26 protein-coding genes are annotated in these 25,828 nt (G+C 48.5%); 13 read left to right on the forward strand and 13 right to left on the reverse strand.

Going from position 1 to position 25,828, the window contains the following annotated elements:
- The 4 genes from H6F88_RS08690 to H6F88_RS08705 all read right to left on the reverse strand — a co-directional run bounded on the left by H6F88_RS08690 (position 1) and on the right by H6F88_RS08705 (position 5,073).
- Complete coding sequence (locus H6F88_RS08690) at positions 1–993, reverse strand: lysylphosphatidylglycerol synthase transmembrane domain-containing protein (RefSeq protein ID WP_190642352.1); 993 nt, start codon at positions 991–993, stop codon at positions 1–3.
- Positions 990–2,582, reverse strand: coding sequence for a hypothetical protein (locus tag H6F88_RS08695; protein ID WP_190642353.1), 1,593 nt, complete (start codon positions 2,580–2,582; stop codon positions 990–992). The genes H6F88_RS08690 and H6F88_RS08695 overlap by 4 nt, the downstream gene beginning before the upstream one ends.
- Before the next feature lie 113 nt (positions 2,583–2,695).
- Entirely contained in the window at positions 2,696–4,114 is a 1,419-nt protein-coding gene (locus H6F88_RS08700; RefSeq protein ID WP_206756432.1) for a Coenzyme F420 hydrogenase/dehydrogenase, beta subunit C-terminal domain, read from the reverse strand.
- The gene (locus H6F88_RS08705; RefSeq protein ID WP_190642355.1) at positions 4,111–5,073 is read right to left on the reverse strand and encodes a glycosyltransferase family 2 protein; all 963 of its coding nucleotides are present in this window, start codon (positions 5,071–5,073) and stop codon (positions 4,111–4,113) included. The genes H6F88_RS08700 and H6F88_RS08705 overlap by 4 nt, the downstream gene beginning before the upstream one ends.
- A 314-nt stretch (positions 5,074–5,387) precedes the next feature.
- Here H6F88_RS08705 and H6F88_RS08710 point away from each other — a divergent pair, with 314 nt between their 5' ends.
- The 3 genes from H6F88_RS08710 (at position 5,388) to H6F88_RS08720 (ending at position 7,548) form a co-directional block, all read left to right on the forward strand.
- Positions 5,388–6,182, forward strand: coding sequence for an SDR family oxidoreductase (locus H6F88_RS08710; protein ID WP_190642356.1), 795 nt, complete (start codon positions 5,388–5,390; stop codon positions 6,180–6,182).
- A gap of 93 nt (positions 6,183–6,275) precedes the next feature.
- Entirely contained in the window at positions 6,276–6,752 is a 477-nt protein-coding gene (locus H6F88_RS08715) for a hypothetical protein (protein ID WP_242050466.1), read from the forward strand.
- A 1-nt stretch (position 6,753) separates the two neighbouring features.
- Entirely contained in the window at positions 6,754–7,548 is a 795-nt protein-coding gene (locus H6F88_RS08720; protein WP_190642357.1) for a sulfite exporter TauE/SafE family protein, read from the forward strand.
- Positions 7,549–7,558: 10 nt separating this feature from the next.
- On the opposite strand, the gene H6F88_RS08725 is transcribed toward H6F88_RS08720, so the two are convergent.
- From H6F88_RS08725 to H6F88_RS08750, 6 genes are all read right to left on the reverse strand, one after another.
- Entirely contained in the window at positions 7,559–8,068 is a 510-nt protein-coding gene (locus tag H6F88_RS08725; protein WP_190642358.1) for a DUF1634 domain-containing protein, read from the reverse strand.
- A gap of 1 nt (position 8,069) precedes the next feature.
- Entirely contained in the window at positions 8,070–8,903 is an 834-nt protein-coding gene (locus tag H6F88_RS08730; RefSeq protein ID WP_190642480.1) for a sulfite exporter TauE/SafE family protein, read from the reverse strand.
- 75 nt (positions 8,904–8,978) lie between these two features.
- Positions 8,979–9,596: a hypothetical protein gene (locus tag H6F88_RS08735; protein ID WP_190642359.1), complete on the reverse strand. Its 618-nt coding sequence runs from the start codon at positions 9,594–9,596 to the stop codon at positions 8,979–8,981.
- Positions 9,597–9,620: 24 nt separating this feature from the next.
- Positions 9,621–10,283 carry a cadmium resistance transporter gene (locus tag H6F88_RS08740; protein ID WP_190642360.1) on the reverse strand — a complete coding sequence of 221 codons (663 nt, stop codon included), beginning with the start codon at positions 10,281–10,283 and terminating at the stop codon, positions 9,621–9,623.
- A gap of 29 nt (positions 10,284–10,312) precedes the next feature.
- Positions 10,313–11,035 (reverse strand): cadmium resistance transporter, encoded by a 723-nt coding sequence (locus tag H6F88_RS08745; RefSeq protein ID WP_190642361.1) that lies wholly within the window; start codon positions 11,033–11,035, stop codon positions 10,313–10,315.
- Positions 11,036–11,047: 12 nt separating this feature from the next.
- Positions 11,048–12,571: an APC family permease gene (locus tag H6F88_RS08750; protein WP_190642362.1), complete on the reverse strand. Its 1,524-nt coding sequence runs from the start codon at positions 12,569–12,571 to the stop codon at positions 11,048–11,050.
- Between the two features lie 572 nt (positions 12,572–13,143).
- Here H6F88_RS08750 and H6F88_RS08755 point away from each other — a divergent pair.
- A complete protein-coding gene (locus H6F88_RS08755) occupies positions 13,144–14,163 on the forward strand; it encodes a LysR substrate-binding domain-containing protein (RefSeq protein WP_190642363.1) in 1,020 nt (339 codons plus the stop codon).
- On the opposite strand, the gene H6F88_RS08760 is transcribed toward H6F88_RS08755, so the two are convergent.
- The gene (locus tag H6F88_RS08760; protein WP_190642364.1) at positions 14,064–14,999 is read right to left on the reverse strand and encodes a prohibitin family protein; all 936 of its coding nucleotides are present in this window, start codon (positions 14,997–14,999) and stop codon (positions 14,064–14,066) included. The two genes, H6F88_RS08755 and H6F88_RS08760, sit on opposite strands and share 100 nt — an antisense overlap.
- A 17-nt stretch (positions 15,000–15,016) precedes the next feature.
- The gene (locus H6F88_RS34355; RefSeq protein WP_347277682.1) at positions 15,017–16,000 is read right to left on the reverse strand and encodes a 2-oxoglutarate and iron-dependent oxygenase domain-containing protein; all 984 of its coding nucleotides are present in this window, start codon (positions 15,998–16,000) and stop codon (positions 15,017–15,019) included.
- Positions 16,001–16,312: 312 nt separating this feature from the next.
- On the opposite strand from H6F88_RS34355, the gene H6F88_RS08770 reads away from it, so the two are divergent.
- The 9 genes from H6F88_RS08770 (at position 16,313) to H6F88_RS08810 (ending at position 24,794) form a co-directional block, all read left to right on the forward strand.
- Entirely contained in the window at positions 16,313–16,927 is a 615-nt protein-coding gene (locus H6F88_RS08770) for a peroxidase-related enzyme (RefSeq protein ID WP_190642366.1), read from the forward strand.
- 98 nt (positions 16,928–17,025) lie between these two features.
- On the forward strand, positions 17,026–17,472 hold the full coding sequence (locus tag H6F88_RS08775; RefSeq protein ID WP_190642367.1) for a hypothetical protein: 447 nt from the start codon (positions 17,026–17,028) through the stop codon (positions 17,470–17,472).
- Positions 17,473–17,622: 150 nt separating this feature from the next.
- The gene (locus H6F88_RS08780; protein ID WP_190642368.1) at positions 17,623–18,654 is read left to right on the forward strand and encodes an NADP(H)-dependent aldo-keto reductase; all 1,032 of its coding nucleotides are present in this window, start codon (positions 17,623–17,625) and stop codon (positions 18,652–18,654) included.
- A 120-nt stretch (positions 18,655–18,774) separates the two neighbouring features.
- Complete coding sequence (locus tag H6F88_RS08785) at positions 18,775–19,977, forward strand: acyl-CoA dehydrogenase family protein (RefSeq protein WP_190642369.1); 1,203 nt, start codon at positions 18,775–18,777, stop codon at positions 19,975–19,977.
- A 23-nt stretch (positions 19,978–20,000) separates the two neighbouring features.
- Positions 20,001–21,308, forward strand: a complete 1,308-nt coding sequence (locus tag H6F88_RS08790) for an LLM class flavin-dependent oxidoreductase (protein ID WP_199333515.1) — start codon at positions 20,001–20,003, stop codon at positions 21,306–21,308.
- A 5-nt stretch (positions 21,309–21,313) separates the two neighbouring features.
- A complete protein-coding gene (locus H6F88_RS08795; RefSeq protein WP_190642371.1) occupies positions 21,314–22,195 on the forward strand; it encodes a MetQ/NlpA family ABC transporter substrate-binding protein in 882 nt (293 codons plus the stop codon).
- A 105-nt stretch (positions 22,196–22,300) separates the two neighbouring features.
- Positions 22,301–23,125 carry a MetQ/NlpA family ABC transporter substrate-binding protein gene (locus tag H6F88_RS08800; RefSeq protein WP_190642372.1) on the forward strand — a complete coding sequence of 275 codons (825 nt, stop codon included), beginning with the start codon at positions 22,301–22,303 and terminating at the stop codon, positions 23,123–23,125.
- A gap of 29 nt (positions 23,126–23,154) precedes the next feature.
- A complete protein-coding gene (locus tag H6F88_RS34360; RefSeq protein WP_190642373.1) occupies positions 23,155–24,138 on the forward strand; it encodes an ATP-binding cassette domain-containing protein in 984 nt (327 codons plus the stop codon).
- Positions 24,138–24,794 carry a methionine ABC transporter permease gene (locus H6F88_RS08810; protein ID WP_190642374.1) on the forward strand — a complete coding sequence of 219 codons (657 nt, stop codon included), beginning with the start codon at positions 24,138–24,140 and terminating at the stop codon, positions 24,792–24,794. The genes H6F88_RS34360 and H6F88_RS08810 overlap by 1 nt, the downstream gene beginning before the upstream one ends.
- A 287-nt stretch (positions 24,795–25,081) precedes the next feature.
- On the opposite strand, the gene H6F88_RS08815 is transcribed toward H6F88_RS08810, so the two are convergent.
- The gene (locus H6F88_RS08815; protein WP_190642375.1) at positions 25,082–25,825 is read right to left on the reverse strand and encodes an ABC transporter ATP-binding protein; all 744 of its coding nucleotides are present in this window, start codon (positions 25,823–25,825) and stop codon (positions 25,082–25,084) included.
- Positions 25,826–25,828: the final 3 nt, after the last annotated feature.

Consider the following 25,828-nt stretch of genomic DNA (forward strand, 5'->3'; position numbering starts at 1 on the left):
CTAAAGGTTTTCTGGGTTACGGGCTGTTCTCTTTAAACGACGCAGTTTACCTAAATATTCGCTAAGGAAGGGGAGTCCAGCGATCGCAGGCAACAAGTAGCGCGATGTACACAACAGTCCTAATGCAGCAGCAGTTGGTGTGTCGATAAAGGGTTGATAAAAAGCAATAATCGCTGCATCACGGGTACCCACTCCAGCAAAGGTAAGTGGCAGCAATCCTGCCAAAATTGCCAACGGAGCCAGTGCTAGATTCGCCAAAAACGGTGTCCAGGCTTTGAGAGCGAAGATAAAAAACCAGATTTGCAGTAGATGAAAAAACCAGATCAGAATTGAAGTGCCAACAATCTTGAGCAGGTGCAGGCGATCGCCCCAAAAATAGGCGTGCATGGTTTCCCAGGCTTTACCTAAAGCTTCAAGGTTGGCTTTTGTTTTTTTGGGAGCAATGAACTGACCTAGCTGAAAGAAGAACTGAGCAAATTTGCGCGACCCTAACAGCAGCAGTCCTACAATCAGCCCCGATACGACACTGAGAGTCATTACCCAAAAGATCCAGCCCTTTTGCGGGTAAAGCACCAATCCCAGAGCGCACCACAGTAACAGGGACAGCAAATCGCAGGCTTTTTCAAATACCACCAGGGAAACGGCGAGAGAGCCATCCAGGTGACCGCGATCGCGCATGAAGTAAGCTTTAGCAATGTCGCCCATTTTTGAGGGCAGCACCATGTTCAACACACAGGCAACCAGAATTAAGCGATTTGCTTCCCAAAACGGCAAAGGTGGAGAGGTTGCTTGCTGCTTGTCTCGCTCGTGGGGCATGAGTTGCTGAAGCCGCCAGCCCGTCATCAGCGTCAGCGGCACGACCATTCCCAGACTGATTCCCAACCAGAGGCGATCGCTCTGCTGAAATACCTGCACCAGTCCACGAGTGTCGATTTGCCAGTAAATCACACCCAGGATGAGTAGGCTAACCGCCAGAGAAACCAGCCGTTTCATAGATCCGAGCCTGCCGCCCAATTAGCACTAACTTGCAGCTTGCGATCCAGCGCTTGACGAGTTGGGGGAAGTAACGCAGGCTGCCATTCTTCAGGGCTAAAGCTGTCTGCACTGGCAACGTGGCGCAGGTTTTGGCGTGGGCTAGTCGTGGCGATCGCCCCTGCCCGTGCCTCCATCTGATCCTGAAGCTGCACTCCATTGGAACTAATCTGTACCCGTCGTTCAAACTGCGGCCCGTCTGCCTTACCTGATCGAAAAATCATTTTTTGCTTTAAAAACGGGACCAGCTTTTCACCAAACAGCCAGGCCAACAGCCGCAGAACGGCATGTTTGACAGGGCTAGCAACGTGAAACTGAGTTTTCTGACAGTTGCCGCGAATGCAAATTTCCTGTCCCTGCCGCTGAATCGACCACTCATCTGACCACCAGTTGCTTGTCCAGAGTCCGCCTTTTGCCCCAATTCGCCAACCGTGGTCAACAACAGGCGGCTGATTCTGACGATGAATTCTGACTAAGCCACCTTTGCGCGCTGCAACGTAGGTAGTCCACTGGCGATCGCTTGACCAGCAAACCCAATAACCACAACCCTCCAACCAAACTTCAGGTCGAAAAGTTGGAGCCTGAGCTGCTTGCATTGCGTCTAAGTAAGGCAAACTTCTTACAATACTGGCGAATACATAATGACAGTGGTAGCGGTCATCTGTTGCCCAGATCGGATGGCTGGGTTGTCCTAAATCGCGAAATAGCGTTTCAACTAACCAGCTTGCTAGAGGATTGCGGGATGCAGCCCGAACCAATCCGTAAGGCACCACATAATCAGTGTTGCGACAGTTCAAAGTAGAAGGCAATCGACCGTCAGCGCCTACCAGTTGAGCGAGGAAGGCGATCGCCCTATCCGTTGCCTGAATCGCTCGCTCATCGTGAGTTACGTCATGATAATCGGCTAGTGCATCCAGAGTGACGGTCAGATAGCCGAAATCTGGCCCACCATACTCGTTAAACCAACCTTCGGGGTGCTGCGACTGGAAGAGGCGATCGGCGATCGGCTGAATGGCGCTTGGGGCAATGATTCCCACCTTTGCAGCCAGCGCAATCCCCGCTAGTCCCGCTGCCTGTTGATTCATTGCCTTTTGCTCTACCCGTCCCGCTAGCTTCTGTGCCAGTCGCCTTAGGGGAGCCTCATTTACAGAATCAAGTAGATGCGGGGCGTTGGTTTGCCAGTCATATAGCACTCGACTTGCCGCATACAGCCCAAACGCCGCTGCTGGAAAGCTGCGCTCAAACGGGTAATACTCGTCTACTCCACCCTGGCGATCGACCTGCCGTGCCAGCGCATTCACTGCACCGACACACCAGCGCTCGATTACATCAGAGGAAACGTTGACGGCAATTTGTCTAGCTCGTGCTGCCTCTAAAGTAAAAATACCCTGCTGAAGAATCGCCGAGGGAAAATCACGAATTTTGTAATGCCAGTAGTTGCGATCGAAGCAGCCAAAAGTGGGTGAATCAGGGTCACGATCCATCTGGGTTAGCACCCGCGCCATCTGGCAGTTGACGTAGTGGCGAAATTGGGAAGGCAAGTCAGACATTGAGGTTGAGGGCGATCGCACAACGAGTTAGGAGTTCTGAAGAACTGCTATAAAAGCGTATCACCCTCACCAAATCTTACTGATAGTCTGGTTTAGTTTGATCCTATAGCACTCTACCCTTTTACATTGGACTGAATTTCTTGCCAGCGATCGCTCCCCCCCTCCTCAACAAACCTCACCTCAGCCAACCCCTTCCGCTTAGTCGGCTTAGACAACCCCTTCCAGGTTTTACGCAAGAAGTTAAAGGTTGGACCAACGAGCTCCATTGGCAGTTTAGAAACTAGCCATCTTGCCCAAGCTTGACGACCAATTAGAAAAGAACCGCTGATTACAACTTCGACGAGCCAGCGACTGAGGGGAATTTTTTCAGGACGGTAGCCAAAGTCAGGAACAGGAATGCCCTGTCGCTGCTGCACGGCTAGCCGAATGAAGCTGCCTCGCTTTTTGAAGTCGAGCATATGACCGTGCATTCCCAATGCTTGATTGACGGGAATTGGCTCTAGCGTCAGTTTGCCAGATTGCTGCATCGCGAACAGAACTTTTTCAGCAAATTCACTTCGAGCCACAATCACAGAATGTCCACCCCCTGCCTGCTCAAATTGGGGCGACCAGGCATCCCCGACCGATAGATCGGTGGCTTCGTTGGTGAAGTCGGGCGTGATCTGGCAGTTGCGCGAAATGTAGAAAGGAATTAGGTAGTTGTAGTAAAACTTTTGGGCTTTGAAGACACGCCCATCAGCGGTTTCAACCTGAAGGTAGCCAGGCCATTCGCCTGCTCGCCACTGGAGTGAAGTAATGGCGATCGCATCCTTCACCCCCTGCATCCGCAAAAACGCCCGTACTGCTCCCGCATACATGTTCGTCCCTGTATAAGGACCAGCCACAAATACGACCTTCTGAGCAGCAGGATGTCCTGCTGCCTGGAGCATTCGCAGTGCAGTGACCTGTTCGGGGAGCCCAACAAACGCCAGACGACCAGGGAATGCTGCGATTTCAGGCAGAATCGTCAGCGTCGGAGTGACGGCATAGATACTTTGAGCCGCTGCAAGAATTTCTTCTCGACTGGTAGCGATTACCGGGGTCGCGGCTTCTGGGGAATGCAAGCCCTGACGCAACACGACGGCTCCTTCAATTTGACCGCTTTCTAGCAAATGAATCAGGACTCGGCTGATTACTCCGCCCGATGCACCGCGCCGTCGAACGGCTGGGTCAGCCGCATAGCCCGTAAACACCTGCCGGTAAGCACCCAGCAGCGGACTGTTAGGCTTGCCGTTGTTCAGGTATGACAGCAGGTTAGGATAAGGAACGCCACGCCCAGAGCAAACTGCCCATGCCAGCCCCAGCGATTGGTCTTCTGCATCAGTCAAAGCTCGACGCAAAAAGGGCAGTGGACCAGATGGAGTTTCCCGAAACTCCAGCAGCTCTGGATGCAGTCCCACACATGTGCCACAGTGCGTGCAATTCTTGGGTTGAATCACCTGTGTTTGAAAGCGGCTCCAGAAGCTGTGTTTTATCCCGTTCCCCATTTTCATCGCTCTTTTTGGTTGGAATTCAGTTCTGCTCGACGCAGGCGCAATTGAATATCTTCTAATACTTTGCGGTTGACCGCCATCAGGTCTGCGACTAAGCCAAACATCCACAGTTGAAAGCCAATCAGAATCAAGATTGCCGCCAGAATCAGACTAGGTGCGCGCGATCGCGTCCCATTCTCTAGGAAGAACAAGACTAGCCAACGAACTCCTAGCAAAAAGCCCATAGAAAAGGGAATGCTGCCCAAAACCGCGAAAAAACGTAGCGGCTTGTAGGTCATTGAGATTCGCAGAATGGTAAGAAGCGATCGCTTCACATACGAGGGAATGCTTTTCACCAACCGCGAGGGACGCAAATAGCCGTTTGTGCGAATCGGCACTGACTTAATTGCCATCCCTTGCCGCCCTGCCTGAATGATGGTCTCTAGGGTGTACGTGTATTCGTTAAACACATTTAGTCGCAGCGCTGCCTCTCGACTGATTGCCCGAAAGCCGCTTGGCGCGTCCACGACATTCGTTTTGCTGGCTAGCCGAACCACCCAACTGCCAAACCCTTGCAGCAGCTTTTTGATGGGCGAAAAATGCTTAATTTGCCGAATCGGTCGCGCTCCTACCACGATGTCTGCTTCGCCTTGCAAAATCGGCTCAACCAACCTGGGAATGTCAGCCGCACAGTACTGATTGTCTGCATCCGTATTTACAATGATGTCTGCCCCCGCCTTAAGGCACGCTTCTAACCCTGCCATGAAGGCATGAGCTAATCCTTGATTGCGGGCAAAGCTGACGACATGATCTACTCCATTGGCTAGCGCTACTTCAACGGTGCGATCGCTACTACCATCGTTGACAATCAGCCACTCTACCTGATCGATGCCAGGAATCTGGCGCGGTAGCTCAGCTAGCGTCATTCCTAAGGTGGCTTCCTCGTTGTAGCAAGGAATTTGAATAATCAGTTTGGTCATCAGCAGATTTCAACGCCCGGATCAGAGTGAATTAGGCTCTAGAATAAAACGCCCTTTACCCAAACTTTACTTTTAATCGCAGCACGTTAGAGCAGCTTCCAGGTTAGGTGAAGAACAAATTCATCATTAGTCATCTATCGCAAGAGGTCAATATAGCGTGTGCACGCGATTATGCAGAGGATGCAAAATAATTGGAACTGATGAAGAAATTTGGGGCGATCGCCCTTTTTCCCCTCGTCAGAGGGATGACTTGAGTCGCTAGAAACCGTTCAAATAGTCTGAGTTTCCAGTCGCTTTCTAGGACATTCAAGACTATGGATCTTCAACTGACTGGCAAAGTTGCAGTGGTGAGTGGTTCGACGGCTGGAATTGGACTGGCGATCGCCACCACCTTGGCTCAAGAAGGAGCAACCGTCATTATCAACGGACGCACCGAAGCACGAGTAAATGCAGCTATTGATCAGATCAAACAAAAGACGCCCGATGTCAAACTGCAAGGACTGGCTGCTGACTTGGGTACCGCTGATGGTGCAAACGCTTTGTTTCAACAAGTTCCAGAGGTTGACATTCTAGTCAACAACCTGGGCATTTATGGTGCAAAAGCCTTTAGCGAAATTTCAGATGATGAGTGGCTAAAATTCCTGGAAGTAAACTTCATGAGTGGCGTTCGGCTCTCTCGACATTACTTGCCTAAGATGATGCAGAAAAACTGGGGGAGAATCATCTTTATCTCCAGTGAGTCTGCCGTGAATATTCCCGCTGAAATGATTCACTATGGGGTGACAAAAACTGCTCAGGTATCTCTAGCACGAGGTTTAGCCGAAACAACAGTCGGGACCAATGTCACCGTAAACTCAGTGCTACCAGGACCCACGCGCTCAGAAGGGGTAGAAGAGTTTATTCAAGGATTGGGAACAGAGCAAAAGATTTCACCAGAGCAGGTGGAGAAGGAGTTTTTTGAGAAAACGCGCCCCTCTTCTCTGATTCAACGCTTTGCGACTATCGAAGAAGTTGCTGCGCTAGTTGCATTTGTTGCCAGTCCTCTATCCTCGGCCACGAATGGAGCCGCACTGCGAGTAGATGGCGGAGTAGTGCGTTCAATTATTTGAAGCATGTAAAGGTTGGCGCTGGAACTGCAAATTTGCAGTTTTTCGTCCAGCACGGTGATAAAATACGGTAACTACGTCAAATTACCGTATTTTATGGAACGTCTGTCAGAACCAGATGCGCCCGTTGATTCAACTTCGGCGTTTAGCCCAGAACAACCAACTCCACTCAAACGCCTGCGGGGTGGCTTTTTGTTAGTCTTGGGGTATTTGCTGTCGCCGCTCTCCTGGTGGAACGACCTGTTTTTTAATCTACCGTTTGCCTATGGGCTGGGCTACCTGGCAAGCCGCTTTTCGCCTGATTTCTTTTTACCTGCGGCGATCGCCGGGTACTGGCTCTCTAATGTAGCGGGAATCCTGCTGATGCAACTGGGGATTATGGATGTCTTCCAGGGTGAGGCAAAAGAGCGCAATCTTAAGAAAGAACTGCTTACAGGTGTAGTTTCCTCCACGGTCTACACCTTAATTATTTTGGGGTTAATTCATTTCCACATTTTGGAAACTCCTGGGTTAGAGCTAGAAGGAAGTTCGTTTAGCTTGAGTGTGCTGTGGCCCCTTGGAGGCGATCGCTAAGATGAACTACCTACTGCTTTCATCCCTCAGTTTTGTAGTTGGAATTATTGTGGGGCTGACAGGAATCGGTGGTGCTTCTCTGATCACACCCATGCTCATCGTTGTGTTTCAGGTGCCTGCTTCGATAGCAGTTAGCTCTGACGTAGTTGCCGCAACGTTGATGAAAATTGTGGGTGGGGTAAAACACTGGCGGCAGCAGACGGTTGATGTACAGGCGGTGAAATGGTTAGCTTCAGGCAGTGTGCCGGGTTCCCTCGTTGGGGTTGGTCTGCTGCATTCCATTCGACAAAGTGACATTAATTTAGATAGTCTACTGCTGCGATTACTGGGCATTGCCATTCTGATGATCACGCTGGTGGCACTCCTGCAACTGATCCTGATGATGGTGGCTCCGTCGCTGGAATTGCCCTCCTTACCCAAGCTGAATCTAGATACTTTGAATGGAAGGGCGATCGCGATCGCGGTTGGTGCAATATTAGGCTGCATGGTTGGCATTACCAGCGTTTCATCTGGTTCAATGTTTGCCCTGGTATTAATCGCCCTGTTTCAACTAGATGCTAAGAAATTAGTGGGCACTGATTTAACTCAGGCGGCAATTCTCCTTAGCGTCACCTCTTTAGGACATTTAACGCTAGGGACAGTGGACTGGAGCTTAGTTCTTCCCATCTGGGTTGGATCAATTCCGGGTGTGTTGATAGGGGCAAAACTCTGTCAAGCCGCACCTCAGAAAGCGTTGCGATTTGCTGTTTACCTGATCCTAGTGATGGTGAGTTGGAAGTTAGCCCATTCTGCATGAATGAAGTGTATTAGAAATAGGCTCCCAGCAAACTGTAGAGCAAGCCACTAATGACTAAGCCCGTTATGATTACATAGGGAATATCGCGCTGCTTAATAAAGAAGATAAAAGACACTAGAACCCGCAGGACGGGGGTTGCAATTAAGAATAATAGCCCTAGCTGCACAATGCCGCGACGACGACCGGAAAGTACTGCATCGATTACTCCGGCAGGCGATCGAAACATATCAGGTTCGCCCTGAAAAATATGGTAGTTAACGGGTTCCATACCGTGTCGGACAAGATATAGAATGCCGCCCAATAAAACTATTGCAGTGGCAAGCCACACACCATACTTCAGTAGATTGCTGAGGATTATTCCTAATCGGCAATCAGGCGATCGCTCGTCTAACTGGTGCTGGGGATAGTCCTGACAACTGACCGACAGATCAACAACGACTGGAGGATGCTCAAGGGCGATCGACAGGGCTTGGGCGGTTACGGTTGAGGTAGGTATTTGAACTTCGGACTCGGGAGGCATCTCACATCTCTCCAAATGCGTTGTAAACCATCTTGAATGACATCACGACCAGGACAACACTAAATACAACCCGCAACACACTCACTTTTGTACCCATCAACGCTTTTGCACCCAACCAGGCACCAGGAAACACCCCTAACATTACAGGCATTGACAATCCTGGATCAATATAGCCTCGCGCCAGATACACACCCGCAGAAACAGCCGCCGTTACGCCAATCGTGAAACTGCTGGTGGTAGTCGATACCTTAAACGGTAGGCGCATGACCTGGTCCATTGCTAGCACTTTCAACGCACCAGAGCCAATTCCCAATAGTCCAGATAGAACGCCTGCGATCGACATTAGCCCAAATCCCAGTGGCACCGAGTAAGCCTGATAGCTCATTAACCCATCAGGGGTTGGATAGGTGCCATGCAGTTGTAGTTGTTGAGTCAGCGGTTCTTCTGCTTCATTTGTCAGAGCTTCTGCCCTGGGCTGCTGGGCTAAATAAGCGGAGTAGAGCAGTACGATCGCCAGCACCAGCGTTAATAGCTTGATCGAAATCATGGTTGCCAGTAGTGCTCCTACAATGGCTCCAATAGTTGTGGCCACTTCCAGAAACATACCCAACCTTAAATTGGCATAGCCCTGGCGAATGTAGGTGGATGCTGCTGCACAGGAGGTTGCAATCACTGAGACGAGCGATGCCCCAATCGCATAGCGGATATCCACGCCAAATACAGAGGTCAGCAGCGGAACGATCACCACACCGCCACCTAAACCCGTCAACGCTCCCAAAAATCCTGCCAGGAACGAGCCAGCCCACACTAATACGGAAAATTCTAGAATATTCAGATGATTGCTCCTGAATGAACCAGTTTAGTTGTTCAGGTCTCCGACTTCTCAAAGAAGTCGGAGACCTGAAGTTGCTTAATCTAAGGGTGCAGCGGGAAATTGAGTGGTCAGGTCTGCCTGGGTCAAATCGGGAATTTCCCAATTCAAATCTCCAGACTTGAAGACTTGGGTTGCGGGAAGATTTAACTCGATCGCTCCTGTATCGGGATTTTCTGTCGCGATCAATTGGGTACCTTGCAGAACTTTAATAGCGGCTGCGCTGCCGACATTCAACCCTGCTACTTTGACATCATTAGGCAAGTAGATTCCTTTGCAAGCCCAATCATCATCGGTTTCTGCTCCTGCGGGCAGAAGGTACATGACCTGATCAAAGGTGGAAGTTGATGTTTTAGACTTGTCACCATAGACGGCGATCACTTGAGCCGTATCATTGCGGCAAATCGTGTCTTCGCCCGTTTCCATAATGTATTTCTGGTATTGCAAATCCGCAATTTGCTGTTGCACTTGCTCCATCGTCATTCCTTCAGGGGGAGTGTCGGTATCTTGTGCTTGAGTCAAGTTGACTAACGTCTCAGTAATTTGGGTGTAGTCAGGATTTTGATCTAAAGGAGGTGGATCGGCGAGAGCGGGTTGAGCAACGGCAATGTTGAGGAAAAGCATCAATCCAATCAGCAGCAATTTGAACAGTTTCATGGTCAATCTCCTTCGAGTTTAGAACTAAAACAATGGGGCAGATGTGAACAGTTGATAAGTTTTGCTTTCAAGTAAAATGAACATCCCTAAACCAATCAACACAAACGGAACGATCGCACGGCCATAGCGGGTTAGAAGATGAGCGATCGCCGGGAATCGGGCTAAGCGATAAGCAACATAACACCACACTCCAATCAGCACGAAAAAAACGGTAAGAATTAGCAGCAACATGGGCAAATCACAACTGGCAAATAAGGGAACATAGATGCCGATGTTGTCTCCTCCATTGGCGAGGGTGACGGCTGCCACACTGTAGGTTTGCGGGGTGAGTAGCGCTGCCAGTTTAGATGAGGGCGATCGCTCTGAGGTCGAGCCTGACTGATGCGATAAGGTCTGAACATCGGTATCTGGTTTATCGCGATTGAGAAGCTGACTCACTCCAATGATGATTGGCAGAATTCCCAGTAGCCCGATCCATGCTTTTGGAATCAATAATCCACCTATAAAGCCAGGAAGGCTCGCCAAAATCAATACTAAAAACCCTAGATATTGACCTGCAACAATGTGATAAGGGCGGAGGATTGCATTGACCTGGGCAAAGAAGAGCATCAAGATGATGATGTCGTCAATGTTAGTGGCAGCAAAGGCAGCGATGCCTGTCGTGATGGCTTGTACGATCCAGCCCATGATGTATTTAGGTATTCATAGTGACTCCTTTAATTTTGCTTGAGATTGGTCACCACAACGTTGGGACGTGCTGCACTGCGAAACAGGTGTAGCCCAAACAGACCACTAATTACTAGCGTCAGCACTGCTAGACCACGATTTTCTAGAGTGTGGCTATCAATCAAAATCAAAATTCCTAAGCCAATCAGCACAAACGGAACGAGTTGATTACCGTAGTCCGTGAGCGATTTGGCGATCGCAGGCACTTGCATTAGGCGATAGGCAGCAAAACACCAAACTCCTACCAGCACAAAGAAAACCGCCAAAATGACTGACAAAGTGAGTCCATTGCTGCTAGCAAATAGGGGGACATAGATGCCGATATTGTCACCTCCATTCGCAAATGTCACGGCCGCCACGCCATAGGCTTGAGGTGACAAGCTAGAGTACCAGGAACGCTCAGGCGGCTGTGGTGCTTCGGCTTCTTCATCCTCATCCTGAACGGGATTGATTAAACGGCTCAACCCAATCACAATCGGGACAATTCCTAACATGCCAATCCAGGGGCGAGGCAGCACCATACTGCTAAAGAAGCCGGGAAGACTGATTGCAACCAGTGCCACAAATCCTAAATATTGCCCTGCAACAATGTGTCGTCGTCGAAACACCGAATTAACTTGGGAAAAGAACAGAAGCAGGATCAAAATGTCATCCAGGTTAGTGGCAGTAAATGCTGTAAATCCAGTTGAAATGGCTTTCAGTAACTCATTCACAGATGATAGTCCTCAATGATCAGGAGGTAAGGGAAACGGGGAAGAGGGTAGTGGACCAGTTCCTGAAGATGGCACCACGACTGGCTCAAAGGCAGTAAATCGTTCATGAATTTCATTGATACTGCGCTCCATAATCAAAACTGTGCGAGGAGAGCGAAGGCGCTGAACAACGAACGAACCGCAGGTGATAGCGAGGTAGAGCAAAAACAAGTAGGGAAACAGGTTGTAGGGGGCTTCAGGAACAGGGAACAGATTGCTTCCCGGAATTCCTACACTGCCCAACACAGGTAAACTCATGAAGCCAACGCCCACCACCGAAAACACCACATCGCGTGAACGAAGTTTGTTGATCTGCATCAAATAGACGGGAGCTGCAACGGAAATCAAAATATAAACCGTTAAGAAGCCATAGCTGGCGATCGCCCCCAGATATCCCATCATTGCGAATAAGGGAATGTGAAAGAGTGACAGCCCCGCAGGCACCAAAAACATCAGCAGCGAACACAGTGAGATTGCCACATGGGGAGTGCGATTGAAACTATGTGCCTCACCCAACATTGAGGGAAACAGCCCATGACGCGCCATTGTGAAAAACACTCGTGCCGCTGGATTGATGCTGCCTAACACACAGGCAAAAAAGCTAAACAGGGCACTAAATGCCACCAGATCTCCCAAAAAACCTACACCCACTTGATGGGCAAGAAAACCGAGAGGTTCTTCTGTGGTGGTGATTGACGTGCCTGTGCTGCTAAATCCTAAGATTTCAATGTAGGCAGTCACAATAAAGAATAGCCCTGCCATAATTGCGCTGCCTATCACAGCTCTAGGAATGCTCCGCAGCGGATTTTTTGCTTCATCACCTAGGGAAGTAGCGCTTTCAAATCCAGAAAAGGCAAATAGGACTAGCACTAACCCCATCGTCACTCCGCCCGGTGTCGCGTCATGTAAGGTTAACTGCGACCAATCCAGGGCAAAACCCGTGTGTGTCCAAATAATCAACGCCAAAACCAAGATCAAAACGATAGACGCGCCCTCCATCCACAGCATCGCCATTGCTGAAAGCTGGATGTCTTTGTAGGCGGCATACCAGGCGATCGCCGCTCCCAAAGTTAGCCAGGTGATTGCAGAAAAATGAATTCCTACATGCCCTAGCAGCATGTCGCTAAAGTTAGCAAAGCCGCACAGCACCGACATTCCAGTAAACAAATAAGCTAGTACCAGACTCCAGCCACATACTACGCCTGCGGTTGGACCCAGCCCCTTGGCAATGTAGGAATAGAGCGAACCCGGTGATGCAGAACGGCTGGCAAACTGATTGATATTGATGCTGACAAACAGTAATCCAACCATGCCAATGAGGAGGCTAAGCCAGGTTCCGCTTCCTGCCAAGGCAACAATCAATCCAAGGTTGGATGCCGGAATCGTAGTTGGAGCAATTACAGCAAAGGATTGTGCCAGCACCTCTCCAAATGGCAGACAGTCAGGCTTTAAGCCGTGTGTGCTGCGAGTAGGTTTTGAGTTTGATTGATTTACCATCAGGCAAGTTCCAGTAGTTTGATGTAAAAACAAAGCGCGATCGCTTCTGCATAAACTGATTGGTTTGCCTCAGCAAGGATCCGTTGCGAAGAGCATGAGTTCCAATGTAGAGATAAGCAGGAATAGGATCAAATACTCTTTCTTTTTGAATTGATAAAAGTAATTTATGAACGCTTAAAGCTCTTGCCTGGAGCAGGTTTGACAATAGCTCAAACAGCGTGAAGTTAATTTTCCATAGCAGTGTTCAATTCTCCGATTTTTACATAGGAAAATAGGTTTATCTTTCTTTTTTAGTGAAAAAGTGAAAAGCCTAGTTCGCTATTTCTATTGAGAAATAGTGGTGATCGTCTTCTTTTTTGCACTACACATTCAGGTCAAAAGTAGCTTAGAAACCTTTTTCAAACATTAAAATAATTCAGAATTTTGCTGTTGGTATTAAGGCATCCATTTTTTGAGAAAGCTTTGAAGCTACTAGGATTGCGTTGTAGGAAAGGTTATGGCATTATTTAAAGTACTAAATTTCGATTGATTTACCGGATTTAATGCTTAGAAAGTAAGGCACGTACAGATTGATGACGTTTGAGCAATTGCGAATTTTTCTGGCTGTCGCAGAACATTTACACTTTACTCGTGCTGCGGAAGAACTCTACATTACTCAGCCCGCCGTCAGTGCCGCTATCAGTACTTTAGAAAAAGAGTATGGAATACGCCTATTTCACCGCGTTGGGCGACACATCGAAATTACCGAAGCCGGAAAACTGCTAGAAGCAGAAGCGCAAAAGATTCTCGACCAGGTAGTTTTAACCGAGCGTGGACTGCGAGAACTCAACAGCTTGCAGCGAGGGGAATTGCGGCTGGGATCAAGTCTCACCGTAGGGAACTACTGGTTGCCAAAACGAATTACTCAATTCAAGCAAGAATATCCAGGGATTGTGGTCAATTGTACCCTGGCCAACGCCGAGGAAATTTGTGAAGGAACCGCATCAGGACTGTTTGATTTGGGGCTAGTGAATGGAGAGGTCAAACCCACGTTGCGGAATTTGCTGGAGCAGGAGGAAGTCGGGCTCGATCGCCTCCAAATTGTGGTCGGGAAAACTCATCCCTGGTACAGCCGCAGCAAAGTTGAGGTAGAGGAATTACTCACCACATCATGGGTGATGCGAGAGCCGGGTTCGGGCGTTCAGCAAGTGTTTGAGCAAACCCTGGAGCGATTGGGTATTAAGCCGTTCCAACTCAATGTAGTATTAGTTTTAACCAGCAGTGAAATGGTGAGATCTGTTGTTGAAGGGGGAATTGGTGCCGCCGCAATCTCAGCCCTAATGGTGCAGAAAGAATTGCAGTTAGGAACACTACGGGCGATCGCTGTGACTCAACAAGAGGGAAGCCTGACCACTTTAGACATTGTTCAGCCCGTGTGGAAGCTCAAACATCGAGAACGCTTTCAAAGCCGAGCGGCAGTCGCTTTTGAGCAAATGTTAATGAACCAAACTGCTCAAGAGGACGCAGCGGCGGAGGACGCAGCGGTAGAAGGCTCGGCAGTAGGTGATCCAACACTAGATGATCCAGCTGTTGGTAATCCGGCACTTTGTTGAATTAATCGATTCAAATCCAAAAGTTTTGGTCCTTCACTGCCAACAATGAGAGGTAAGGTGCCATTCCATTTGGCGATCGCCTGTCTTTGCAGCATCTCTGGCGTTAGATTTTCCCGCAACAAGCGCTGTGCTTCTGCTTCTCCTTTTGCCAAATTAAGCTGTGCTTCTGCTTCCTGTTTGGCTTTCAGGGCAACAAATTCTGCCCGCTTGGCTTCTTGTTCAGCAATTTGTTTCGCCTCGACCGCATCTCTAAAGCGATTTGAGAAACGCACATGTACCAAAGAAATATCATCTACCGCAATGTGATAAGCCGCTAACCGTTCTGTCAGCAAATCATCAACTTCTGCTTTTACCTCATTTCGTCGAGTCACAATTTCCTCAGCAGTATATTTTGCCATCACCGCTTTAAGGACTTCTTCAACCGCAGGATTAATAATCCGTTCGACGATAGCAACTCTGTCTCCAATTTCCTGAAAAATCACGTTTGCTTCCGTTGGAACAATATGCCAATTCAACGCTACATCGGTATAAACTTCCTGCAAATCCTTAGAAGAAGCTTCGGCTGAAATCTCCTGATTTTGCACGCGAACACTCAACTTCTGCACCGTATTCACAATAGGGATAATCGTGTGCAGCCCTTCATCTAACACCTGGGGCTGAACCTGCCCAAACCGCATCAAAACTCCTCGTTCTCCCGCGTTCACAATCACAAAAAAACTGGAGAGTAGGACTAAAATGATCAATGCAGCAAATACTTTACTCGCAACGCTAAGATCTCGTTTTGAGGAGCGATTGAGCTGAGACGTATTCACCTTATTGAGTGTCTTTAAATCCATCTTTACCCCTTGCCAATCTATAACACTGCTTGACGCAGCATCGGGAACACTTTGGACACTTTGTTTAACACGTAATCTCCATAGGTTCCACGAAATTCATGAACGCTGGCTTGATCCCAACGTTCATATTTATTGTCGTTTTGATGAAGTGAAAGATGTTGAATCGGTTTAACTTCGGCGCTAAAGTTTGGATCAAAAAAGAAAGGAAAGGAGAGGCGATCGCGCCCTGATTGATTCAACACTCGATGTGGTGTAGAGCGATATAGACCACCCGTCATGCGATCGAGCATATCGCCAGTATTACAAATAAAGGTGTTAGGGAGAGGGGGGGCATCGATCCACTGAGCGTTGGATTTGATTTGCAATCCACCACAGCTATCCTGTTTGAGAATCGTCAGAATGCCGTAATCGGTGTGTTCACCAACACCCCAAAGGGAGTGCTTATCAATAGTTGAAGAGTTGAACGGATAGTTAAAAATGCGAAATAGAATCAGCGGGTCATAAGTGTAGCGATCGCTAAAATAAGTTTCCTCTAACTCTAGACTGAGGGCAATTCCTGTCATCAGGGTATGCCCTAGTTGAGTCATGGCATTCATATAGTCCAGCACTGTCTGACGCAGCAGCGGAATCGTATCCGGGAATAAGTTTGCGCCATGCATCGGAGTGCTTGCCCTGACCAACGGATGAGCCTCATCTAACTCAGCCCCAAAATAAATCCCTTCTTTCTGGTCGGGTTTGCCAGAGGTCAATTCATCCCCAACCGGGAAATAGCCTCGCCACGCTCGACCGCCCAACTCCATGCGGATTTGCATCTTGGTGTCGAAATCTTGAGCAAAAAATTGGTGACTGAGTTCTTCTAAGTCGTGTTGCAACTGCTCTTCTACTCCGTGCTCCGTAATGTAGAAGAAGCCCCAGTCTTGGCAGGCTTGCCGGATTTGCTCAGCAACTAAAATGCGATCACCAATTCCAGTGATGAGGGGTTGGATATTAACGACTGGAATCGGAGACACGGACTACCTACCTCTTTAAGTTCTATTAGCCACATTGATGGCATTAGGGCAAAACGCGGTACATCAATCAGACTGCCGTAGATTAATTTTACAGCAGCCAGCCTGCTTGCGCTTTCTGAATAGGTATGCGAATATTTCAAATTAAATACGGTATCTCGATTGACTTGCCGTACTTTATTAATCGTATTTTGGACATAAGTTTTTCCAGCTCTGGCACTGTTAATGGCTGTTGATAGCCACGATTGGGTCAGCGTTGAACGCGGGTAATGAGAAAAATTGTTCTAACAACCTCAAGGAATTCCTATGTCAAATTCCAGCGATGTCAATGTTTTGGAGCTTTCTACAGAGCTGAATGATGCATCTGCATCCTGGTTGGCATTGCCCGATGAAGCAAAGCTGCCGGATGAAATCAAAACCCTATTTCAGCAACAGCGCGATGCCTATGGATTTGTCCATCCCTATTTCTATGGATATGCGCTTAACCCTGAGCATTTCTTGCGGTGGTGGCACTATTACAATGCGATTCAACACAGTGCTGGAGGGTTATCCCATCGAGAGCGAGAGTTGATTGCAGTGGTGGTTTCTGCAACCAATCGGTGTGAATCTTGCGTGTTGACTCACCAGGCTCAGTTATTGTCAGTGACGGGCGATCGCGCACTCACCAATGCCGTTGCCAATGACTATCGCACAGCCCATTTAACCGATCGCGAACATGCCATTCTAGACTTTGCCGTAAAACTCACTCGGTTAGACAGTGACTTATCACCCAACGACCTAGAACTGTTACGCAATCAAGGATTATCCGATGAGGAAATTCTAGAATTGGGTGAAGTTGCTGGACAATTCAGCCTTTCCAATCGTTTGTCTAAAGCATTTGGTTGGAAGGTAAAACCGGGTCAGCTCAAAATTCTAGATTAGTTTCCGTTTCCCGTTTCTCCTAAGTTACAGGCGCAGCAGTGCGTCTGTTTTTTGTTCTTTACCCTTTCCTATATATCAATCATTGGAGTATCTATACTATGGCTCAAAGAACTCAGTCACTACAACTCGCGTTTGCCTTTGCCGCTGGATTTATTGCAGTGTTAGTTTTTCATCAAGGTGTATTAGCGTTGTTGTATAGTATAAACTTCTCATCCCGTGCGCCTTATTCTATTGACCCAACTCAGCCCTTCGGAATTCCTCAAGTGTGGTCGTTATCATTTTGGGGTGGCGTGTGGGGATTGATTTTGGCTGCCATTTCTCCTTATTTACCTGGCGATCGCCGCTACTGGTTTGCCACATTCTTATTTGGCGCGATTGTTCCCACCCTTGTTACCTTCTTCATTGTGGCTCCGCTCAAGGGGCAGCCCATCGCCACTGGGGGAAATCCCACCGCAATTATTACGGCACTACTGATCAACGGCACGTGGGGAATTGGTACAGCCTGGTTATGGAAACTCCTGTCCAGACAAACTGTGTTGAATTAGCTCTTGCTTCTGCGTAACTCCTGCAATCTCAAAAACTTCAATCAAATAGGATTGCCATAGCTCTTCTTCTGGGCAGTAGAGTGGTGAGATAGTGGAATAGTGAAGTAGAGGGAAGTACATTTACAGTTTTGGAGGAGTTTGAGGGGAGCTATGCAATACCGAGAGTTGGGAGATCTCAAGGTTTCTGAAGTTTGTCTGGGAACGATGACCTATGGACAGCAAAATACTCTTGAAGAGGCTCATCAACAGTTAGATTATGCGATCGCCCAGGGCATCAATTTCATCGACACAGCGGAGATGTATCCCGTACCACCCCGAGCTGAAACCTATGGCGCAACTGAAACTTACATCGGTAAATGGTTAAAGAAACAGAAGCGCGATCGCCTGATTATTGCTACCAAAATTGCGGGGCCGGGTCGAGGCATGAAATGGGTGCGTAATGGAGCAAAAGCGATTGACCGGGAGAACCTCAAACAAGCGGTTGATAATAGTTTGAAGCGGTTGCAGACTGACTACATTGACCTGTATCAGATTCACTGGCCCGATCGCTATGTTCCACTGTTTGGGCAATCTGTGTACGATCCCACTCAGGAAAGGGAAACGGTAGCCATTGCCGAGCAGCTATCTGTATTTGCAGATTTGATTCAAGCAGGCAAGATTCGTTATGTCGGCTTGAGTAATGAAACGCCTTGGGGAGTCTCTGAGTTCAGTCATGCTGCAAAGAAATTAGGATTGCCTAAAGTGGCGTCAATTCAAAACGCTTACAATTTGCTCAATCGCGTGTTTGATTGGGCGCTAGCAGAAACCTGTCACTATGAAAACGTAGGACTGTTGGCTTACAGCCCGCTGGCGTTTGGGATGCTGTCTGGGAAGTACCTTTCTAAACAACCTGAGAAAGCCAGAATTACACAATTCAAAGGGTTTGGACAGCGTTATCTCAAAACGAATGTAAAGGAAGCTGTGGTTGCCTACGTTGACATTGCTCAGCGCTATAATCTTACTCCGGCTCAACTGGCGATCGCCTTCGTGCAAAGCCGTTGGTTTGTCACCAGTACCGTCATTGGCGCAACCACCTTGGAACAGTTGCAGGAAAATTTAGACAGCCTGGAAGTGATTCTGAGTGATGAGATATTAGTAGAAATTGAAGCAGTACATCACCGCTATCCCAATCCAGCACCGTAAGGCTTGATTTTTGACGGTGCTTGTGAAATCATGATGAATTAATACGGTAAATCTATCAATTTACTGTAGATTGTCGTGGAGCTACAGATTCAGTCCATTGCACGGAATAACATTGGAAGCATGTCATTAGCAGTCGAGCAAGCTGTAAATTCTCAAAATTCTCAAGCAGTGGACTACCGGGCGATCGCCACATCACTGGCTCAAGAGTTTGCTGCAACTGCCGTTGAGCGGGATGCAAAGGGGGGCACGCCCCAAACCGAGCGCGACAAGCTGCGGCAGAGCGGTTTGCTCAGGCTGGTGATTCCCCAGGAATATGGCGGAATTGGCGATCGCTGGACAACGGCTCTTCAGATTACGCGAGACTTTGCTAAAGTAGATAGCTCCATTGCTCATCTGTTTTCCTATCACCATTTAGGGGCGACTGCTCCACACATTTTTGGAACGGCAGAACAAAAAGAGCGATATTACAAACTTACGGCAGAAAATAACTGGTTCTGGTGTAACGGGTTTAATCCGCTTGACCGTCGTGTCTCACTTACCCCAGAGGCAGATTACTTCCGGTTAAATGGCATCAAGAGTTTTTGTTCGGGTTCCGTTGATTCCAACCTGATTCCAGTGAGTGCTGTGTTGCCTGGAGTGGAGGGGTTTGCGATCGCCATTGTCCCTACTGCTCGTGAGGGTGTGACAGTAAATGGTGATTGGGACAACATGGGTCAGCGGCAAACTGACAGTGGCAGCATCACTTTTGATAATGTGCTTGTTCAACCAGAAGAGATCTTGCGCCCTGATTTAAACAATGGTGTGTTCAAAACCATTCGCTCTTGCTTGACTCAAATCACTTTTGCCAACATCTATCTCGGCATTGCACTGGGGGCTTTGGAAGCAGCTCAAGCATACACTCGGACGGAGAGCAGAGCGTGGTTGACTTCTGGAGTTGAGCAGGCAACACAAGATCCTTACATCTTGCAGCACTACGGTGAGATGTGGGTGAATTTGCAAGCGGCGATCGCTCTGACTGATCAGGCAAATACACAGGTTCAAGCAACCTGGGAGCGAGGGGATCAACTCACAGCAGAGGAAAGAGGGAAATGTGCGGTGGCGATCGCTTCTGCCAAGATTCTCGCGACCAAAGTTGGACTGGATGTGACAAGCCGCATTTTTGAAGTAATGGGTACTCGCTCAACGGCTTCTAGATATAGGTTCGATCGCTACTGGCGCAACCTTCGCACGTTTACCTTACACGACCCGGTGGACTACAAAATTCGGGCGATCGGTGACTGGGCACTTAACCAACAGCTTCCTAAGCCTGATTATTACTCATGAGTACACTGCATCTGGCTGGGTTCATGCATTCCTCTCACGTGGTGTTAAGCCACGCGATTTGGCGGCATCCCCAGACAGAGTTAGGCTTTTTGCAGCCTGAGTTTTATCAAACCATTGCTCAAACACTGGAGCGGGGCAAATTTGATCTGGTGTTTTTTGCTGATGCGCTTGCCTTGCCTGACCAGTATGGCAATAGTCCTAAAGTGGGCTTGCAGTACGGCGCTCAGGGAATGGTGAGACTTGATCCCATGCTGATTGCAACGGTGATGGCAACCGTCACAAAGCATATTGGTATCGGGATCACTCGCTCGACCACCTACTATCAGCCCTACGATCTGGCGCGGATGTTTGCCACGTTAGACCACTTATCCAACGGACGAGCTGCCTGGAACGTCGTTACATCCGGACGCACGGCTGAAGCAAAAAACTTTGGCGTAGAGCAACATCTAGACCACGATCGCCGTTATGACCGGGCAGATGAGTTTATTCAGGTCACCGCAAAACTGTGGGATAGCTGGCAACCCGATGCACTGATTCTTGACCAGGAAAACGGCATTTTTGCCGATCCCAGTAAGGTCAATTATGTCAACCACGAAGGAGAATGGTTTAATGTTCGTGGTCCACTGACAGTTCCCCACTCGCCTCAGGGAAAACCTGTGATCATCCAGGCGGGATCATCCGATCGCGGCAAAGATTTTGCGGCAAAGTGGGCAGAAGTGATTTTTGAGATCAAGCATACGCCTGCTCAGATGAAGGCGTTTTATGACGATATTAAGTCTCGTCTGAGTCAGTTTGGACGACACCCTGATGACTGCAAAATTCTTCCCACGTTTACACCCTTTGTGGGAGAAACAGAGGCGATCGCCAAAGCAAAACAGTCTTTCCACAATGACTTAATTCATCCACTTGTTGGACTCTTTACCCTATCTAGCCATGCCGACTATGATTTCTCTCAACATGACTTACACCAGCCCCTTGTGGACATTCCCTTTAAGGGGTTGCGGGGACTGTTGGAAGTCGCTCAAGAGTTAACGCGATCGGAAAATCTTACCTTAGCCGATATTGGTCAGCTTTACGGTCAAGGAGTTTTAGCCCCTCAAATCGCAGGCACTCCCCAACAAATTGCCGATTGGATGGAGAACCTATTTCGAGCAAAAGCCTGCGATGGATTTGTGATTTCCCCGGCTCACTTACCCGGAACGTTTACCGAATTTGTGGATTGGGTTGTACCAGAGCTACAGCACCGGGGACTGTTTCGCTCTGAATACACCACCACCACATTGCGAGAACATTTACAACTGCCCACTGTGAGGCAGCCTGTTGAGGTATGACCATCATGAAGATCCAGAATGTCCGTCTTTCACTTAGCCGTCGATTTCTTTTAGTTGTAGCCAGCACCTTCGCGGCTACAACTATCATTTCAAGCTGCACTCCTTCCCAAGAAGTGAGTGAGTCACCTGCGGGTGAATCGCCCGCAGCAGAACAAGCAGAAGGTGGAACGCTAACTGTTGGTGTGAGCCCGGTTCCCCATGCCCAGATCTTGCAGTATGTCAAAGACAATCTGGCAGAGGAAGCTGGCTTAGAAATTGAGATCGTAGAATTTTCAGACTACGTGCAGCCTAATCTGGCACTCAATGACGAGCAAATTGATGCCAACTATTTCCAACATGTTCCCTATATGGAAGATTTTGGCGCAGAACGGGGAATTGAAATGGTGGCTGTCGCACCCGTCCACATTGAGCCACTAGGCATTTACTCGAACGAAATCGAATCTCTAGAACAGGTTCCCGATGGAGCAACGATCGCCATTCCCAATGATGCAACCAATTTGGGGCGATCGCTCAAACTCTTAGAAGATCAGGGACTACTCACCCTACGGGAAGGTGCAGGTGTAGAAGCGACAGTACAAGATATTGAAGAGAATCCCAAAAACCTTGAATTTGCTGAACTAGAAGCCGCCCAACTGCCCCGTGCCTTAGAGGACGTAGAACTGGCAATCATCAACGGTAACTATGCCTTGCAGGCTAACCTGTCCCCCAGTGAAGATGCTCTTGCCCTAGAAACTGCCGAGGACAATCCTTACGCTAATGTACTCACTGTTTTACCTGACCGGGAGCAAGACCCAAACGTGCAGAAGCTAGCTGAATTACTCACTTCAGAAGAAGTGAAACAGTTCATTGAGGAGGAATATCAAGGTTCCGTGATTCCTGCACTGTGATTGGCATTTTAGTCATCTACCCTGAGCGATTCAATGAGGTTGAACAGGATGAACTCAAAGTAAGGACAATTTAACTTTGTACCCCTCAAACGTCTATTTGTTCTATTGACGGCAGCTTTTACATTAACCACCTTAGTTTCAAGCTGCTCTACTCCTGAAACTACATCCTCTGGGCAAACCACTCAAAGCGAACAGCCTGCTCAAGATGAAGTGTTGACGGTTGGAGTTACGCCTGTTCCGGCAGGGGAAATTCTGGCATTTGTGCGAGATGAGTTAGCTCCTGAAGCCGGGCTGGAGATTGAAATCGTTGAATTTAATGAGTTTAATCAGCCCAACCTGGCTCTCAAGGAAGGCGAGTTAGACGCAAATTACTTTCAGCACATTCCATTTATGGAAGATTTTGGCAAGCAGCATGAGATTGATCTGGTGCCGCTCAACGCAATTCACCTGAACCCGGTAGGTGCCTTCTCAAAACGGTTTCAGTCGCTAGATGAACTTCCTGATAATGCTACAATCACTGTTCCTAATGATGTCACGAATTTGAATCGTGCCTTGCAGCTTTTAGCAGAGAATGAGCTGATTACGCTGCGAGAGGGAGTTGGAGAACTGGCAACCACCAAGGATATTGTTGAGAATCCTAAAAACCTGCAAATTGTTGAAATTGAAGCGCCTTCTCTGGTGCGATCGCTAGATGATGCGGATGTCTCTATCATTACCGGCAACTTCGTGGTGCAAGCAGGGATGAATACACGGGAGGATGCGATCGCCCTCGAAAACCCAGAAGGCTCACGCTACGCCGTCCGACTAGCCACCCTGCGCGGACAAGAAAACGATCCCCGTATCCAAACCCTCAACGAACTTCTGGTTGATCCTCAAGTACGGGAATTCATCGAAGAAAAATATGACGGAGCCGTTATCCCCGTTTTCTAAATACCCTCACTCCTCACATCTTTAAAGCCGTGATTAGCATCCGTGACCTATACAAAATTTATACTTACCAGAGAGGAGAAGGAAAAATTACCGCTCTAGATGGTATTAGTCTTGAGGTGAAAGCAGGAGAAGTGTTCGGTGTTTTAGGGCAAAGTGGCGCAGGCAAAAGTACTCTAATTCGCTGTGTCAATTGCTTGGAGAAACCCACTTCAGGCTCAGTATGGGTTGGAGATGAGGAAATCACTGCTTTGTCGGGTGCAAGGTTGCGAAGAGCCCGTCAGCGGATTGGCATGATCTTTCAACACTTTAACTTACTTAGTTCCCGTACTGCTGCTGAAAACATTGCATTTCCACTGGAACTGATAGGCTACAGCCGCTTAAAGCGGCGGATACGGGTAGAAGAATTGCTATCGCTGGTGGGGCTAGAAGGTAGAGGAGGTGCTTATCCCGCTCAGTTGTCAGGCGGACAGAAACAGCGAGTTGGCATTGCTAGAGCGCTAGCAGCTAATCCCAACGTATTGCTTTGTGATGAAGCCACTTCTGCTCTAGACCCACAAACAACTCGTTCCATTTTAGAGCTACTGCGAGACTTAAATCGCCACATGGGTTTGACTATTTTGCTGATTACCCACGAAATGGGTGTGGTTAAGCAAATATGCGATCGCGTTGCCATTCTTGAAGCCGGAAAAGTGATAGAGCAGGGAACCGTGAGTGAGTTGGCGGCGCAGCCTGATTCTTTCATTGCTAGAGAACTGTTTCCTCAACGGAATGGTTTTAAGTCTCGCCCTGGTTCCGTCTTGGTCACGATCGCCTTTCGAGGTGAGACTGCCAACCAGCCACTCATTTCTGATTTGGCAAAACGATTTGACGTGGATGTCAACATTATTAGCGGCACTGTGGATACAGTGGGTGGTCAGCGAGTTGGACAACTTCACGTTGAGTTGTCAGGTAAGGATGTCCGCTCAGCGTTGGACTATCTTCAAGTGCAAGATTTAAGGCATGAGGTGCATTGATGCTTGATCCCGTGTTGATGGAAAGTCTTTGGCAAGCGACGGTTGAAACTTTCTACATGGTAGGAATTTCCGCCCTACTAGCCGTCCTGTTTGGTTTACCCCTGGGACTGCTACTTGTGATTACTGCTCCTAATCATATCTTGCCAAACTCTGCAATTCAGAAGGTTCTGGGGTCGATCGTAAACGTGGGGCGATCGATCCCGTTCATCATTTTACTGGTGGCAATTATTCCGTTTACGCGATTGATTGTCGGCACTACCATCGGCAGCACGGCGGCACTGGTGCCACTCACAATTGCAGCAATTCCTTTTTTTGCTAGAGTCGCTGAAACTGCACTGCTAGAAGTCGATCGCGGCTTAATTGAAGCAGCACAGTCGATGGGCTGTAATCACTGGCAAATCGTCCTCAAAGTACTAATTCCTGAAGCGTTGCCTAGCTTAATTCTAGGTATCACCATTATGGTGATTAGCCTATTGAGCTATTCGGCAATGGCGGGTGTTGTAGGGGGAGGGGGGTTGGGCGATTTGGCGATTCGCTATGGGTATCAGCGGTTTGATACGACGGTGATGATTGTGACGGTAGTATTGCTAGTTATCCTGGTGCAGATTGCTCAGTATGTGGGCGATCGCCTCGCTATTCGCTTGAGAAAGCGATAGTTTTTGGGGAGTTTCTTGGAGAACAGCCAAACAGCCTTGGAGGTTTCCCAAAACCCCCAGCAGGGGACGTGCTCGTCCCCCTCCGCAAGGATCTGTGAATTTGTGGCAGAACGCGCTTCGCATCGGTGAGTGGCAAGGGACTAACTTGTAGGTGGTGAAGCAAAGCGGAACCCAACATAGTCCTTGTTGTTGTACTGACAACAGTTATTCAGCTCTCAACATAAATCTGGTTTGCTGCTAAAACCTCAGATAAAACTCCCATAATTCTCCTCTTTGGTGTGCGTTATCTATACCCCTGTGAGCGATCGCACCAATGACAAATCCAACTCGTTTAACAGTCGCTCTTTCCACTGTTGTAGATGAGTATCTGTGCGTTTGCGAGGACGGGGGAGATCCAAAACGAATTCTCGATGGATTCGTCCTGGGTTGCTTCTCATCACAATAATGCGATCGCTTAACACCAGAGCTTCCTCGATATCATGGGTAACAAGTAACATCGTCGGACGGTCGTATTCCCAAATGTGCAGCAGATGATCTTGCAATTTAGTGCGGGTAAAGGCATCGAGCGCACTAAACGGCTCATCTAATAGAAGGATTGAAGGTTGTGTAATCAGGGCACGAGCGATCGCCACTCGCTGAGCCATGCCACCTGAAAGTTGGCGCGGCAGCGCATTCGCAAAGTCAGCTAATCCTACTTTTACCAGCGTTGTGGCGATCGCTGCTTCACTATCTGCTGCTTGCTCCAGTCCAAACCGGACATTGTCCTTTACAGTTAACCAGGGCATTAACCGGGGTTCCTGAAAAATCATGCCTACTTCAGGATGAGGATTGGCGATCGGTTCATTGTCAATCCAGACATCCCCTTCACTGGGAAAATCTAGTCCTGATATGATTCGCAGTAGCGTACTCTTGCCGCAGCCACTTGTTCCCACCAGGCTGACAATTTCCCCAGGATGAACTTCTAAGTTGACTGCGTCTAGCGCCAAAAAACTGTTGTCAAATTGCTTGTAGACATTTTCGACTCGCAACATTCC

This window comes from Oculatella sp. FACHB-28, assembly GCF_014696015.1.
Lineage (GTDB): Bacteria > Cyanobacteriota > Cyanobacteriia > Elainellales > Elainellaceae > JAAUTN01.